General features: G+C 52.4%; 14 protein-coding genes and 1 pseudogene. 9 read left to right on the forward strand and 6 right to left on the reverse strand.

What is annotated here, in order from left to right:
• Nucleotides 1-83 precede the first annotated feature (83 nt).
• Both J2I48_RS22605 and J2I48_RS22610 read left to right on the forward strand, forming a co-directional pair.
• Nucleotides 84-3,128, forward strand: coding sequence for a T9SS type A sorting domain-containing protein (locus J2I48_RS22605; RefSeq protein WP_207337782.1), 3,045 nt, complete (start codon nucleotides 84-86; stop codon nucleotides 3,126-3,128).
• 21 nt (nucleotides 3,129-3,149) lie between these two features.
• Nucleotides 3,150-3,587, forward strand: coding sequence for a hypothetical protein (locus J2I48_RS22610; RefSeq protein ID WP_207337783.1), 438 nt, complete (start codon nucleotides 3,150-3,152; stop codon nucleotides 3,585-3,587).
• A 53-nt stretch (nucleotides 3,588-3,640) separates the two neighbouring features.
• Here J2I48_RS22610 and J2I48_RS22615 read toward each other — a convergent pair whose 3' ends face one another.
• Both J2I48_RS22615 and J2I48_RS28375 read right to left on the reverse strand, forming a co-directional pair.
• Nucleotides 3,641-4,522 (reverse strand): caspase family protein, encoded by an 882-nt coding sequence (locus tag J2I48_RS22615; protein ID WP_207337784.1) that lies wholly within the window; start codon nucleotides 4,520-4,522, stop codon nucleotides 3,641-3,643.
• A 12-nt stretch (nucleotides 4,523-4,534) separates the two neighbouring features.
• Complete coding sequence (locus J2I48_RS28375) at nucleotides 4,535-5,704, reverse strand: CHAT domain-containing protein (protein ID WP_310587302.1); 1,170 nt, start codon at nucleotides 5,702-5,704, stop codon at nucleotides 4,535-4,537.
• Between the two features lie 41 nt (nucleotides 5,705-5,745).
• Between J2I48_RS28375 and J2I48_RS28380 the strand changes: the two genes are divergently transcribed.
• Nucleotides 5,746-6,018, forward strand: a complete 273-nt coding sequence (locus J2I48_RS28380) for a hypothetical protein (protein WP_229376698.1) — start codon at nucleotides 5,746-5,748, stop codon at nucleotides 6,016-6,018.
• A gap of 250 nt (nucleotides 6,019-6,268) precedes the next feature.
• Here the strand turns inward: J2I48_RS28380 and J2I48_RS28690 are convergent.
• From J2I48_RS28690 to J2I48_RS22630, 3 genes and pseudogenes are all read right to left on the reverse strand, one after another.
• Nucleotides 6,269-7,417, reverse strand: a pseudogene (locus J2I48_RS28690) (tetratricopeptide repeat protein); the annotation flags it as partial.
• Between the two features lie 26 nt (nucleotides 7,418-7,443).
• The gene (locus J2I48_RS22625) at nucleotides 7,444-8,235 is read right to left on the reverse strand and encodes a tetratricopeptide repeat protein (protein WP_207337786.1); all 792 of its coding nucleotides are present in this window, start codon (nucleotides 8,233-8,235) and stop codon (nucleotides 7,444-7,446) included.
• On the reverse strand, nucleotides 8,232-8,816 hold the full coding sequence (locus J2I48_RS22630; protein ID WP_207337787.1) for an RNA polymerase sigma factor: 585 nt from the start codon (nucleotides 8,814-8,816) through the stop codon (nucleotides 8,232-8,234). Before J2I48_RS22630 ends, J2I48_RS22625 begins: the two co-directional genes overlap by 4 nt.
• 252 nt (nucleotides 8,817-9,068) lie before the next feature.
• Here J2I48_RS22630 and J2I48_RS22635 point away from each other — a divergent pair, with 252 nt between their 5' ends.
• Nucleotides 9,069-9,761, forward strand: a complete 693-nt coding sequence (locus tag J2I48_RS22635) for a hypothetical protein (RefSeq protein ID WP_207337788.1) — start codon at nucleotides 9,069-9,071, stop codon at nucleotides 9,759-9,761.
• Here the strand turns inward: J2I48_RS22635 and J2I48_RS22640 are convergent.
• Nucleotides 9,704-10,552, reverse strand: a complete 849-nt coding sequence (locus tag J2I48_RS22640) for a hypothetical protein (protein WP_207337789.1) — start codon at nucleotides 10,550-10,552, stop codon at nucleotides 9,704-9,706. The genes J2I48_RS22635 and J2I48_RS22640 overlap by 58 nt on opposite strands.
• Nucleotides 10,553-10,686: 134 nt before the next feature.
• Here J2I48_RS22640 and J2I48_RS22645 point away from each other — a divergent pair, with 134 nt between their 5' ends.
• From J2I48_RS22645 to J2I48_RS22665, 5 genes are all read left to right on the forward strand, one after another.
• The gene (locus tag J2I48_RS22645) at nucleotides 10,687-11,079 is read left to right on the forward strand and encodes a LytR/AlgR family response regulator transcription factor (protein WP_207337790.1); all 393 of its coding nucleotides are present in this window, start codon (nucleotides 10,687-10,689) and stop codon (nucleotides 11,077-11,079) included.
• Between the two features lie 35 nt (nucleotides 11,080-11,114).
• Nucleotides 11,115-12,464 carry a hypothetical protein gene (locus tag J2I48_RS22650; RefSeq protein WP_207337791.1) on the forward strand — a complete coding sequence of 450 codons (1,350 nt, stop codon included), beginning with the start codon at nucleotides 11,115-11,117 and terminating at the stop codon, nucleotides 12,462-12,464.
• 151 nt (nucleotides 12,465-12,615) lie between these two features.
• On the forward strand, nucleotides 12,616-13,089 hold the full coding sequence (locus J2I48_RS22655) for a hypothetical protein (protein WP_207337792.1): 474 nt from the start codon (nucleotides 12,616-12,618) through the stop codon (nucleotides 13,087-13,089).
• A 146-nt stretch (nucleotides 13,090-13,235) separates the two neighbouring features.
• Entirely contained in the window at nucleotides 13,236-13,688 is a 453-nt protein-coding gene (locus J2I48_RS22660; protein ID WP_207337793.1) for a hypothetical protein, read from the forward strand.
• A gap of 11 nt (nucleotides 13,689-13,699) precedes the next feature.
• Nucleotides 13,700-14,242: a hypothetical protein gene (locus J2I48_RS22665; RefSeq protein ID WP_207337794.1), complete on the forward strand. Its 543-nt coding sequence runs from the start codon at nucleotides 13,700-13,702 to the stop codon at nucleotides 14,240-14,242.
• The last annotated feature ends 22 nt before the right edge of the window (nucleotides 14,243-14,264 follow it).

Raw genomic sequence — 14,264 nt, forward strand, 5'->3', positions numbered from 1 at the left:
TTCAGGAATTAACCATGACTATCACTTTCACTATACTGTAGAGGTATGGTCTATCCCATTCACAACTACTTTTATTTAAGTCAATGAAAACGTCCCAACCAATCATTTTTTGCTGGTTTATTACCTTTTATCTTTATCAGTCTTTTACATATGGGCAGGTGATACCTGCTCAATCACTTGTAAAAGATATTAATCCGGGAATAAAGTCTAGCGTACTTTCAGGCAATAAATTTGAGTCATCTCAATATAAATTCTTAAATAATATATTGTATTTTTCAGCTAACGACGGAGTGAATGGTGAACAGCTCTGGCGGAGCGATGGCACAACAAATGGAACGTATTTAGTTAAAAAGATTACCACAAATTTAACAAAACCTAACAGTGAAATAAGTTATTATTTTACGGATCTAAAGAATCAACAGCTGTACTTCATAGCTGACGATAATGGCGATGGCAGTTCTGACCTATGGCGTACTGATGGCACCACAGTAGGCACTATATTAGTGGCGAGACTAAATAAGTATGATGGTAAAGACATAATACGCAGAAGCGTACGTAAAGTTGGTTTTATAAATGGACAATTGCAATTCATCGTTGAGAGAACATCAGATTTCAAATTTGAAATTTGGCAAACAGATGGTACTGATATGGGTACAGTAAGGATATATGAGCTAAAGGATTTCAATTTGGCAGGTATTGGAGCCAACATCAATCTGGTGAATAATGTCTGGTGTTTCACTGCGACTGATAAACTGGGTCTGTGGCGAACTGACGGCACAACGGCTGGGACGTTTTTAATTAACGATTCAGGTGCAGAAAATGCACAGTATGTTATGAATGGGTATTCATACTACTGGGGATACAAAGGTTTATGGCGTACAGACGGCACAAAGGCTGGCACAGGATTATTTGTACCTTTTGCAGAGCAGTATGATGTCAATGGAACTCCTTTTGTCCAAACGTTTAGGAACAGTGACTACGGCAGCAACGTATTTACAATGAATAATGCGCTACTTTTCTTTGGTGCCAACGCACTCTATTCGCTTGATGAAAAGGGAAAGAAAATAAATTCAGTTAGTGATTTTAGAGATATGGATAAATTAATTGTTTATCCTGCAAATACAACTAAAGCGTTTCGAAGTGACGTAAAGGGATATAACGTGGGTAACTACATATATATCGAAGCTTATTATACATTTTTAAATTCGGCAAATCAGAAGATAGGGGAGAAAAATTACCTTTTCAGAACAAACGAGAGCGGCAGAATAGAAAAGATAGTTGTTCCACCATATACAAGTTATGGCTATTATGCACGGATAACCAACCAGGCGTATCCAGATATTATGCCTAACTATACGTTTGTTCATCAAGGTAATCTTTATTTTTTCACAACAACTCAACTAGATATTTTAGATTATTCATATTCAGGGGACATCCTGAATGCTTGCAAAATAAGTAACAACCAAACAAGCGCAACCAGTTTAGGTTATTATGATTTTACTTATTTTAAATTTTACAAAAATGACAGGCCTATTATAAACAATAAGAAAATGTATTTTTTCTTCGATGCGCTTACATATCCAGACCAAAACGGTAGCGAATTATACGCATTCAACATCTGTGGTTTCAGTTCCACTATTCAATCAACAGCACTCAGTTGTACTGACAGTAAAGTTACATTACGGGCTGAACTCAAGGACACGCAGGGGGCATATCGCTACGAATGGTTTTACAGAGATTTGACACCTAAATATCCTGAAGATGTCTCCATTTCTACCCTCGATAGTGCAAGCGTAACTAAAACAGGAACGTATGCGGTTAGAGTAACGGACAACAGTGGTTGTATCAATACTAATGTCACCTCGGTTACCAGCTTAACAAAGAAAATAGCCATCGATGTAGTTGGCTCAGCGTCTTTTTGCCAAGGCACCAGTAGCGTGCTTTCAGCTACCATAACTGACTCTACCCCTCAATACATATATAGATGGTTCAAGGATGGCCTGCCCATAAGCGGCGTGGCTTCCTCGTCACTGGTAGCTAGTGTGTCAGGAAATTATAGTCTGTCGGTAACTGACAGTAAAGGTTGCACGGGTACATCGCAGAGCTTGTTTGTCACCCAAAAACCCGGTCCGTCGGCCATTGTCAGTACTACCGGGCTAACTACCGTTCCTACCGGAACGAGCCTGTCGGTAGTGATGAGCACATCGGCCATAGTAGGCCAGACCTACCAGTGGTTTCGTGACGGCACGGCCATTGCCGGGGCTACCAACAACACGTACCTAGCAACGGTGGCGGGGGGATATACAGTCATGGTTAGTCGGGATGGCTGCACGGCTACGTCGTCGGTGACGCGCCTGGCTGTGGGAAGCCTGGTGCTGAGTGCAGCGGGCAACACCACGTTTTGTGCGGGCAGTAGCTCCACGGTCGTTACAACCGTTAGCGGTGGCACGGCCCCGTTCACTTTCCGCACCCAGCTTGCCAACTCGTCACCGCTAACCACCACTGCCGCCACAGGCAGGCACACGGTTATTTCATCAGCGCCGGGTTTATATAGCCTGACGGCCACAGATGGACAGGGGCTTACGGGAACAATCTCATTTATCTTCACCAGCCAGCCTATTCCAACGGCCACCATTATCCCCACCGGGCCACTGCCGCTGCAACCGGGTACATCTGTGGTGCTGAGCACCCCCACGGCTACGGGACAAACGTACCAGTGGTTACGTGATGGTACGGTCATTACCGGGGCAACAACCAGCACTTACACCGCCACACAGGCAGGTAGCTATGTCGTCGTGGTGACGGGCGGTGGGTGCGTGGCCACTTCTACAGCCACGGTCGTGAGCATCATCCTGGCTACCGAGCCTACTCTGGCGGGCCTGACGCTAGAAGCTTCGCCCAACCCAACAAGTCACCTGCTGCGCGTCCGGCTCATGCTGGACGAACCCGCCCCGGCCATGCTTCGGCTGTTCAATACGATGGGGCGGCAGATTCAGACGCACAGCTTCGGCCAGCCGCAAAAAACGCACGAGCATCAGTTCGACGTGAGCAACCTACCCGCTGGCATGCTCCTTTTGCGGGCAGAAGTGGGCCATAAGCATTTGACACGCAAGCTGTTGAAGGAATAAATACCCCAAACTACAATCACCATGAAAACGAACTTCCTGTTTCTGTTCCTCATAGCCCTGCTCACGGCCTGCGGCGGGGGCACCAAAGTGGTCCCCGTGGCCGAGCGTATCCAGAAAAGCTGGTCGGCGCAGTCGGTGAAGGAGGGTACAACGCCCGTCTTCACCAAAGGCGGCAGCAGCACCAAGCCGGGCTACGGCAGCTTCCGGCTCGAACTCGCCAGCGGCGGCGTGGCCCGCTTCACCGACTTCGATGGCATCACCTGCATAGGTACATGGGCTATTTCGTCCGACGAAAAAACGTTGACCCTGACCGGTCTCACCCCGCCGCCTACCGGTACCAACGGCACTATCTCGTTCACCATCAGCAGCCTGACCGATAATTCGCTGACGATCACCCGCACCACGGCGAGCCTAAAAACGGGCGGCACCATCAACGAATACCAGTTGGTCAACCCATAGTATATAGAACACCTTTGGCCATAGTACCGCGCTAGCCCCCCGCCCCGGCGGTGTCAGTAACCCAGAAAAGGGGCGTCGGCGTTGCCTTCCAGGGTGGGAAGCTGGTAGGGCGCCAAGCGGCTCATTTGCTGCTGAACAGCCCCGAAAAAAGCCCGGTACGACCCCGGATTGGGCATCGCCGACCAGGCCTGGCATGCCGCCAGCGTCAGCGGACCATAGGCTTTTCCGCCCGCGTCGGTGCATTCAAAACTCGACTGCCCGTCGGTGGTGGCGGCCAGCAGGACGTAACGGCCCAGCTTGGTTTCGGCACTGGGGCTGGTGGCTGTTTCAAACCAGCCCGATGTGCCCGCCGGGGCTTCTACGGCACTTCTGGACAACTGCATGGCCACGCCCCGACCCACCTGCTGGCCCGGCTTGTTGCGCAGAATACTGCCCGAATGGCACGAATCGAACAGCAGCAGCAGGTGCCCCGCTGGGCCAAGGCGCAGCCGGAGTCGGCCGAGCCAGCGACCCAGTTCATCGTCGCGGATGAGGGTGGCGGGCTGGTTCGCCTGACCGTCGTAGGGCAGGATGGCTTCGTCGAGGCCGTCGGCTTCGTCGTGGTTATCGTCGGCTAGCTGAAGGCCATGCCCGCTAAAATGAATCACCACCCGACTGCCCACGGGCAGGCACCGGGCCAGCGAGTCGAATGCCTGCACAATGCCCCGCCTCGTGGCCTGTGCATCGGCCAGCACGCGGCTGTTTTTGATGTCAAATCCCTGTTTAACAAGAAGTTGACTCATTAGCCGACTGTCATTAGTGGCATGAATTGGTTCGGCACCACTGCGGGCGGGGTAGTTGCCAATGGCAATCAGCAGCGCAAAGCGGTTGGCTGGTGGTGCTGATTGAAAGCCAGCTAAACACAGCAACACGAAACAGGACAGGGGTCGGAGCATAGCACACATGAGTTATTCAACCAGCACAAACGCGGCCCAAACGGCGGGTGGGTACCGCTGCCGGAACGCTCGCTGCGTGTTGGCAAACGCCTGGGCCAGGGTGGTGTTGGGTATTTTCCAGTTTCGGTAAAAGGCAATCATAAACTGACTGGTTGGCTCGTCGGGTACGGGCCAGAGGCTCATGAGCAGGTTTTTGGCCCCCGCCATTTTCACCGCCCGCTGCAACCCAAACACCCCCTCGCTACCCCGAATGTCGCCCAGCCCCGTCTCGCAACCCGACAGCACCACCAACTCAGTATTGGTCAGGTTGAGGTTGGCCAGTTCCAGCCCCGACAAGATGCCGTTGTCGGGGTTGAGTGAATCGGTGCCGGGTACGTTGGCCCTGGCCATCACTACGCCCGAACGCAGCAAAACGGGGTCAGAGGCGGGCCGGATAAAATCGGTGCGCTGTTCGGTTAGTGCCCGGAAGAAGCTGTGTGTGGCCAGATGCAGTACATCGGGCGAGGTGGTGGCCAGGGCTTGCTGAAGCTGCGTTTTGGTGGCCCGTTGGCCCGTCACGACCGTTGCCGACGCCCCCCACAAGGCCGCAATTGTGTTTACTTCCTGCTGCGTACCAGGCAGAGCGGGCCACGCCTCAGCTGCGGGTTTAGCCGAATCGACCCCGTAGTAGGCGCCGCCAATCAGTAGGGCCGTTCGGGGTGATTTGGCGGTTCGGCTCGCTGAGGTAGCCACGATGCGGGTGCTGCCCACCACCCGGACGCTGTACCTGTCGGCCAGGAAGCCGGGTACCTTACCAGATAGGGGCAGGGCAGCAAACGCCACCTTGTGTAATAACCCCGACGGCGACACCCACACCTGTTTCACCCCCTTCAAGAGGCTATCGAGAGGTTGCCAGATGGTCCGGTAAAGCGCTTCTCCCTGCGCAAGTTGCCCCGTATTGGTTACGGTTTGCGTACGTGCCCGCAACAAACCCAACTGCGAGGTAGTGAGCAGGCTGGGGCCATCTTTCAGCAGGGAGGCAAGTGCTTTTTCATGCGTGAGCGGCACCAGCTTTGGGGCCAGCCAGCCAGGCCGAAGCACCAGGGCAATATACAGTACTGAATCGGTCAGCTTATAGCCATCGTGAAAGCGAAAATGAGCATAGTCAATTGTTGCCTCGGCGGGTTTTAGTGCTTTTTGCACATCTCGCCAGCCAAGTTGAGCAACCTGTTTCGCTGCCCTAAATGATGCAGACTGCCGGGATAGCTCGCGCGCTACCTGTTCCATTTGTGTCTGTAGCGAATCGAGCGCAGTGCGTTTCGAAATGGGTAAGCTATATTGTTTTTCAATGGCAATACGAAGCGACTTCAGCGTTTTATAAACTTCACTTGTATACCCTAAAAGAAATTTTTCGTGAAACCGATATTCATCAAGCAAAAAGTTCTTTAAGTATAAACTTACTCGCTGTGCCAGAACAGGGCTATCAGTATACTGCTTGTTTTGCTGGGCTAACCTGAGATAATTACTATATTCGTTATTCCAAGTGAGCAGAAAAGATTCTTTCTGCTGGGAAGACCAGTACAGAAAATTTCGGTTAATAAATTGTTCTAATACTTGCTCAGATTTTGACATATAGCTGAATGAATCAACTATATTTCCCTGAAGCATTAGACTTTGCCCATATTTATACAAATAACTGGCATAGCGTGACGTTTTATCACCGAAGTTTTTAGCAATTAATGAGCTTGATAGGACAAATAACGAGTCGGCCATTTTATAATCACCGATATAACGGTAGCCTTCCCCAAGATTGTTGCAATATGAAGCGTATTCAAAACTATCTGCTGCAACCCGGGCTGTTATCTGCACGGCACGCCGGTAAAGCTGAATCGCCTCCTGATACCGTCCTGCCTGTATGTTGAACAAGGCAAAATTGTTTAACGTACCTGCGTAGTCGAGGTGTTCCTGACCCACTTTCGATTCAATAATAGCCAGTGCCTTTTTGAATAAGGTATCGACCGGCTGTTGAGAATAGCGGCCTGAAAAACGATACGATTCGGCTAAATTGCCCAAAGCAACCGCATGAGGTATCGAATTTGGTGCCGTAAGCTCTCGGATACGGACAACTTCCCGACAAAGTGATATAGCTTTATCAAACTCGCCTGTTACCAAGTAAAGCGTAGATAGATTACCAATACTATTTCCGTAGGATGGGTGGTCAGGACCAAGTACTTCCCGGCGAATTTTTACTACGTCAGTCAGAATAGACTCAGCCTGTGCGTAATCCTCCATTTGTCGATACAGAAATCCCAGATTATTGAGAACCGACAAATAACGTGTGTCTGTTTTTTTTAGATTTTTTTTATTCAATTCAGCTGCTTTAACCAGTAATTGTTCTGCTTTTTCATAATCTCCTTTCATCATATGCAAATTACCTAGACTATTTAGCACATCTGCGTACTCTGGCGTGTCAGGACCGGCTACTTTTTCGACTACTGCGACCGCCTCCTGCAAAACAGCAAAACCGTTGACAAACTTATTTTGAAGCCGATAAACCGTCCCCAGGCTTTTCAGCGTCATTAGGTTCTCCTCAGTATATCGTTCCGATAAGGCAGTCCACCGTTCACGGGCCTGTAGCAGCCACCGTTCAGCCTCTGTGTAATTACCTAAAGCAGAGGTAACTACGCCAGTTTGCAACAGCGAGTAGGCGTAGGCATGGTGAAGATTTCCACTGTCTTGTTCTGCCAGTTGCAACGCCTGCATGGATGCAGCCAGTGCGGCGGCATAATTACCCCGATAATAGAGTGAGTCAACACGGTCGGTGAGGGCGTTGAGCGATTGAGCCGTTGCCGACAAGCTCATAAATAATCCTGCTAGTCCAGCCATTAGCCAGGTTAGGAACATACGAATTAGCATATCGGTAACTGATGAGTGACCACTTTTTAGTTGCTCAATTGCCCTAACACCTGCCCGGCTACTGGCCCGAACGGATGACCCGACTGGTCTAGAATCTGCTTTAGCTCGTGTTGGGCGTGGGGGGCATCGTTAGCCTGGAGGTAGGCCAGAGCCAGGTACCACTCGGCACGCTGCCGGAGCGTGCCGTTGCGCTGTTGTTTAGCTGCCTGCAATGCTACAGTGGCTTTTTTCGGCTCATCGAGCGCTAGTAGGCAAAGGCCCTGGTAGTAAAAACTACAGGCATCGGCGGCGGGCACACGGGGCAGTAGGTCCAACGCGGCCTGATAGTGACCCTGCCGGTACTGCGCCAACACGGCTGCGTGGGTAATGGCGCAATCGTCGTGGCCGCGCATGGCGGTTTCGGGGCGATAGAAAGTAGTATAGAGGGATCGGGTATTGGCCCCCAATTCTTTTTGGCTATACCATAGGTAGCCCAGCACCAGGCCAGCTAATCCTGCTGCTGCCAGCCAGGCCCAGCGTTTGCCCCCACCCTGCCAGCGCGGGCGGGTCGTGGGCAAGGTTGCCTGTTGAGATTGCCCGTTAGCCTCCGCAGGCTGCACCAGCACACCCGCAGTGTCGAGCCGGTCGTGGATAGCGTTGAGCCGCTGTTTGATGTTGACCGCTTCAATACTATGGCGAAAGCGTTGGTAGTCGGTGTGGGCAGCGCGAAGAGCCGGGTCGGTTTGGCGTTGCTGCTCAAACTGCCGCCGCTCGTCGGGCTGGAGGCGATCTTCTTCGTAGGCTTCGATGGCTTCCAGAAATTCGGCGGGGTCGATCATAGCTGTGGGGGGAGTTTGGCGCGTAATTTTTTCAGGCAAAGGCTCTTTTCTTTCCGGGCCACGGCCTCGTTGGCCCAGCCCAGCAACAGGGCGATCTCCTGCATCGGGCGTTTTTGCCAGTAATAGAGTTCTATGGCCCGGCGGCACTTTTCGCCCAGTTGGGCCAGCCCCTGTTCAACGGCCTCGCGCCGACTGGCAAACGACACCTCGTCGGCATCGGGCGGGTCATCCGTGTCAGGCAGGGTGTCGGGCGGCGTGTTAAACAGGGTAAGCAGGCGTTGCCGTTTGCGCTGCTGCTCGCGCCAGAGGTTGCGACCAATCCCGATGGCATAGGTGGTAAGCTGCGCATCGTTGTGCCACTGATACTGCCCCGTTTTTAACGCAAACAAAAAAGCGATGACCGTTTCTTGAACCAGATCGCGGATGTCGTGGGTGAGTTCGGGGCCGGATGCGTAGCCAGTCCACTCTCTGACGTAGCCGGTGAGTGGGTTATAGAGCAGCCGGTAGAGGTGTTCAAAGGCCGCTTCGTCATAGCGAAGCAGGGCTTCGTACAGGGTGCGTTGCGAACTAAAGCTGGCCATCCTGGGCGTGTTGGAGTGGATTGGTTAAAGCTACTCGCCACGGCCCTGTGTGTCAAGTAGGAGGCTATTTTAATTCGCTGGTTATCAAACTCAGTTAACCGAATTGACAACGTTCGTTTAGTCAAAGTCCTTATTCGTTGGTTAAAAAAGCAGCTTCGTCGGCTGAACAGGGAGAAACGTATCGGCCAAAAAAAAATAACCTGGTAACGTATGGCTGACTAAGTCATCAACGCCTGAACCAAAACAGGAACGATGATGACTTGGCCTCTCTACCTACTCTGCCGCCTGACCCACCAGGCCTACGTACCCTTTCGGAAGGTACTGATCGACCCCAGCGACGAAGCTGCTCTGCTCAGCTACCAGCAAGCCTATAAACTCAGGGCTGGCATGGAGGTCTCGCTCGACTACCTGCGCCATGCCCGCGTCACGCTTTGCTATGCGGGCAATAAGTGCGTGGCAGGCTACGTGCTGAACGTACCTGAATGGACCACCCTGCGCTACCTTTCTATTTTTCCGCCCGATTTGGCCCACCATCTACTGGCTGAGCGCGATATGCCCGAACAGAGCCTGATTGAGCTAACCTGCCTCTGGAAACACAGCAAACTCTCGCCAATGCTGTCGGCGGTATATTTTCTGTCGTCGATCTGGGATGCCTGGCAGGTGGGCCGCCGGTTGGGCAAACGCTACCTGCTGGGTGGGGCAGTAGAAGCCAGTGTACGGCAGTTTCAGCGTCGCCTGCTTAGCACCGATCTGTTTATCGGTTTCTTGCCCGGCCAACAGGTCATTACGAAGGCCAACCAGTTGGTGGCGGTCTATGCGGGTCGGGTAAGCCAGATCCCAACGCGGGGTACGTGGGTGGTACTCAACCGGTTTATCTGGCGGTTTGGCTATGCGCTGCCGGGCAAAAGAAGGCCTGTTTTGAGCAGAAACATGGCCACATCATAGGCCGTCGTTACGGGCAGGTCGTCGCCAAACAGGCCCTTTGCTTTCACCAGCACCGACTTGTTGTATTCCTTCACCATCAACTCGCTGATGCCCATTTTTTTGGCGAGTTGCCGGGCCGAAGGGCGTTGGGGACCGGCCAGACTCAGGTACGTTCTGAGCAACACCAATTCGCGCGGGGTGAAGGGATTTTTTTTAGCCGACAGGCTAGCAAACAACCTATAAACGGCTTCATAGAACCGCTCGCGAACGGCTTCGGGGACATCGTAGAAACGGGGAGAAAGCGGTTCGCCTTCGTAGGGTTTGATGATATGGAACTCCGACAGGTAAGCGGTGATTTGCCCGGTCGTGGTGAGTTGCCAAGGCGATAGGATACGCTTCACCAGCAACACCTCGCCATTGGCGTGGCGCAGGGGCAGGTTCACCATAAACCGGGGCCGCAGGAAATAGATCGCCGGGAGTGCGTCGACAACGATGCGGAACAACTCTTTCGAGAGCAGGATACTGTTGCGCATCACGCCCGGATTAGGCATGCAGCGCAGGTATTGCCGGAACGAAAACGTATTGTCGGCGTAGCCAAGCTCACTCATACCGATGGCGTGTTCGACAGATAGATCAAGCAGGTTGGTAATGATAGCAAATTGTTCGGGGCGGCGACCAAGGCGTAGCCGTTCTAACTCGGCGACCTGCTGATCACCCGGCACCACCAGTTCGAGCTGGTCGGAATGAGGGAAAAGCTGTTGCACAAACTGACGGATACCCTGATACTCTTCTTCGTAGACAGTCAAGCTCATAAGCGTTGGAAAAATTCGCACACACCCCTATGGTAGGGTTGAATGAAGGCCATCTGGACAACCAATATTGCACCACACCCAAAAGTAAGCGATTGATGAACCAATGAAGCCGGTAAGCATCCACTAATCTACGCATGAAGCCACTAGCCACCCCCCTGAATTCGCTTCCGTTTACCCTCACCGATTGTATCCTGATTCCCATCAGGGCGCACCACTACGAACGGATTGTGAAGCGTGACATCCGGTATTTCCAGGCCGAAGGCAATTGGGTCGATCTGTTCACCACCACGCACATGTACCGGCTTTCGACCAACATTGGGCAGATTCAGGCGCAACTGGATAAGCAACAATTTGTGCGGATTTCGCGGCGGCATTTAGTCAACATCGACCGCACATGCGGCCTGCGTGGTAGCGAGTTACTGATCGATGATGAACCATTACCCATTGGCAGGCAGTACCGCACTGCACTCCTGAGCGTACTGCCGATTCTGCGGATGAAAGCAGAGCCGGAAACTGAAGCTATATAACTGACACACAATCGTCCACACCATTTTTAACACACATGAATACACCTTTATCGCTCAAAATTTTCGGTATCTCGTTGCTACTGATTGGGTCCTTTTCACTCAATAACTGCACAGTGTATAGACCCCAGGCCAACACCCTTCAACAAACACACTCCGGGGCATCAGTGGTGACGCCCAGTTGGAACGGGCGGGTGACGTTCTGGGGAAAAGCGTGGCCTTTGATTGTGGGGCCACTAGTGGCTAGTGCCGCCGGGGTCATTTATTACCAGCGGTCGCCAACGGCCTTTGCCAACCAGACTACCGGAGAAAGACCTTCGCTGGGTACAACGGCTATCACCATGGCACTGGCAGGGATAATTGTTCCGGGCATGGTGCCACTGTCTTACCTTCGGAAAAAGTCGGCAACCGTTAGGCGGTATGACCCCTCGCAGGCCGACAACTGGACGCGCAAGCTGGACGGCCGCTGGGACGTGTATAAAACACTGCCCAACAACGCCCTGCTGATTGGCCCACGCGGCGGGCTGGCCACCTACCTTGCCGAAGAAAAAGCCATTGCCGACCGCGCCGAAAAGGAACGCCTCGCGGCTATAGAGCGCGTTCGGCAGGCCGAGATAGCGCGGGAACTAGCTGCCTATGAGGCGTTTAGAAAACTGGGCAAATGGGCCGACTATCTTGACGCCTACCCGTCGGGGCTACACAGCGAGGAAGTCCGGCGCGAGGGCGAACGGTTGGCTTATGAGGAGGTTAAGAGAGCCGAGCGCCGCGCTGGCACCACATATATCAAGTACTTCTATCCCGGCGGCGAACATAGCGCGCTGGTGCGGGAGGTAAGCGACGAGTTTCAGGAGAAAGAAATCCTCTGGGACGACTACTATAAGACCGATTCGTACGACGGCTATAAGCAACTGCTGGACCGAATTGCCACCTACCGCGAGCTGATGAGTAAGCGCCGCGCCGATATACCCGCCGAAAAACGGGAGCTACAGCAACTATACGGCGGCCTGATCGAGTCGGCCGACCTGCTCACCAAACGGACAGAGCGGTATTTCAAGGGAAAAGCAAGCGACCGGGCCGCCCGCCAGGAAGCGGCAGCCACCTGGGTAGTGGGCGACAACCTGTGCTGGAAACCAGGCAGCCATTCGCTCGACGAGGAGGGCAAAAAAATACCCGGCACCGATGCAGAAACGGCCATCCGCGTCACCATCGAAGAGATCAACCCCGACCGTACCCGCTTCAAGATCCGGGTAAAAGAGCTTTTCAATACCAGAAAGAACCGCAACGCCTCGTCGTTCCGCATGTCAGACTCAAACCGCATCTGGGAGTTGGAAGAGCTTGACTGGATCGATCCGCTCAGCGAAGACATGAACTTCAAAAAGTGCCTCTGATTACCCTAAACCGCCTTTTCATATCCACACCATAATCAATCTTACTCATGACATTCCCAATCACGTCCAGCCAACTGCGCAGTTCACTTTTTGAAGGTATACAGCGCGACTTGCTGTAGTTAATCTCTCCACACGTTCACCAAAACATACGATGCAACCACAACTCCGACTAATTGCTGTAGGGCTCTCCCTGAGCATCTTGTTCTTTACTGGATGTACAAACAAAGACGTTGTACCTGATTTTGACACGACCCAGGTGGCTGGGAGATGGCGGCTTACAACGGCAAGAACCTCAACCAAGATTACCGCTAATGGTAATCTTGAAGTTACCAACGAGACCCGAACTGGTAAAGCGACTGATATCATCGAGTTTAAAACGAATGGCACAATGACTGACCCCGCTGGCCTTTTTGACGACAACGCGGGCACCTGGAACTACAGCGTAAAAGGCAGTGAAATAACCTTGAATAGGGTGTATAAAGGGTATTATACCATTGCCCTCAACAACGGAACATTAACCTTCACCCAGAATAAAGACCAGGCAACGCGTACTGTAAAAGACTCTGGTTTTAAAAACATAGAAGTCATTGAGGCAGATGTAAAAATTGATTTCGTCAAACTCTGATTGGCTCAGTTGGCAAGGTAACATTCCAGTTTTCAGGGTGGTGTAGAAAGGTCAGACATCTTGAGGATATAGTTACCGTTACACCAAACAGAGGTAACCGACATTCAAACGTACCTGTACTATCAACGAACCTAATCCCCACACACATGCATACTCCCCTCAGACTGGCGTTGCTGGCTTTATGCCTGTTCGCCCTCAAGGTAGCCGCTTCAGCGCAGGTATCTACTAAACGCGTTCGGGAACTGATTGACCTCGTTACGGACAAAGTGGAAGAAGGCGAAACTGATCAGGTGCTGCTGATTACTATCGACTATGTGCGCCGCGAGGGATCTTCAACGCAAACCTATTACCTCTCGGCGGGCGACCGTTACCGAGCTGTGGCGGTGGGCGATAACAATCGCATTAAAGACATCGACCTGTATGTGCTGACCGAAGGCGGCACCGAACTCACTAAAGACTCTGACGAGAAGAACATTGCCGCCTGCTCGTTCCGGGCCAACAGTTCGGGTCCGTATCGCTTCAAGGTAAAGCCTTACAAAATGGCAGAGGACATAAAAGACGGCTTTTTTGGACTGGTTATCAGCCGGATACGAGATTAATGAGCCAGACCATGACACAGACACGCAGGCGGTGGCTCTGGTTCCTGATGGGGCTTGCTTACTCAGCGGCGACCTCGGCGCAGGTGCCACCAATGGGCCGCTGGCAACGCGAAGGCACCAACGCGTTTGGCACCCGAACCACGTATGTCTACGAATTCAGACCTGACAATCAGTTTGTTTTCGAGCGGAAGGTACGCTCCGACAAACGGAAATTCACAACGCACGTGGTGGTGGCAGGTACGTGGCAGGCTACGGCGTTTTCGGACAGTCAATGGCAAGCCTTAGCCAATGAACACCCTGCATTGATGCCCTATTACAACGATGACCGGCTGGCTTCGGCCCGAAAAATCACGGTGCACCTGAACCGGGTCTTGTCGTCGGTAGCTCGCCACGACGATGGACGTGTAGAAACAGGCGAAGCCGAATCCTTAGCTCAGGTATGGGGTACAGCCCGATTCGATGAGTTACTCACCAAACCAGACAACAACCAACACCTGACCATTTTCAGCCGCGACGATGACAAGTTGCTCTCGCTTGTCTTCCACCGGGAATAACACACCGCATAAACCAATCCTG

Source organism: Fibrella aquatilis, assembly GCF_017353255.1.
Taxonomy (GTDB): domain Bacteria; phylum Bacteroidota; class Bacteroidia; order Cytophagales; family Spirosomataceae; genus Fibrella; species Fibrella aquatilis.

Coding starts and splice junctions, on each gene's coding strand:
- J2I48_RS22615 (WP_207337784.1), bottom strand. CDS start 4,522: ATGCTCCGACCCCTGTCCTGTTTCGTGTTGCTGTGTTTAGCTGGCTTT.
- J2I48_RS22640 (WP_207337789.1), bottom strand. CDS start 10,552: ATGAGCTTGACTGTCTACGAAGAAGAGTATCAGGGTATCCGTCAGTTT.
- J2I48_RS22655 (WP_207337792.1), top strand. CDS start 12,616: ATGCAACCACAACTCCGACTAATTGCTGTAGGGCTCTCCCTGAGCATC.
- J2I48_RS22625 (WP_207337786.1), bottom strand. CDS start 8,235: ATGATCGACCCCGCCGAATTTCTGGAAGCCATCGAAGCCTACGAAGAA.
- J2I48_RS22645 (WP_207337790.1), top strand. CDS start 10,687: ATGAAGCCACTAGCCACCCCCCTGAATTCGCTTCCGTTTACCCTCACC.
- J2I48_RS22610 (WP_207337783.1), top strand. CDS start 3,150: ATGAAAACGAACTTCCTGTTTCTGTTCCTCATAGCCCTGCTCACGGCC.
- J2I48_RS22630 (WP_207337787.1), bottom strand. CDS start 8,816: ATGGCCAGCTTTAGTTCGCAACGCACCCTGTACGAAGCCCTGCTTCGC.
- J2I48_RS22665 (WP_207337794.1), top strand. CDS start 13,700: ATGACACAGACACGCAGGCGGTGGCTCTGGTTCCTGATGGGGCTTGCT.
- J2I48_RS22650 (WP_207337791.1), top strand. CDS start 11,115: ATGAATACACCTTTATCGCTCAAAATTTTCGGTATCTCGTTGCTACTG.
- J2I48_RS22605 (WP_207337782.1), top strand. CDS start 84: ATGAAAACGTCCCAACCAATCATTTTTTGCTGGTTTATTACCTTTTAT.
- J2I48_RS28380 (WP_229376698.1), top strand. CDS start 5,746: ATGATGCAGACTGCCGGGATAGCTCGCGCGCTACCTGTTCCATTTGTG.
- J2I48_RS22635 (WP_207337788.1), top strand. CDS start 9,069: ATGATGACTTGGCCTCTCTACCTACTCTGCCGCCTGACCCACCAGGCC.
- J2I48_RS22660 (WP_207337793.1), top strand. CDS start 13,236: ATGCATACTCCCCTCAGACTGGCGTTGCTGGCTTTATGCCTGTTCGCC.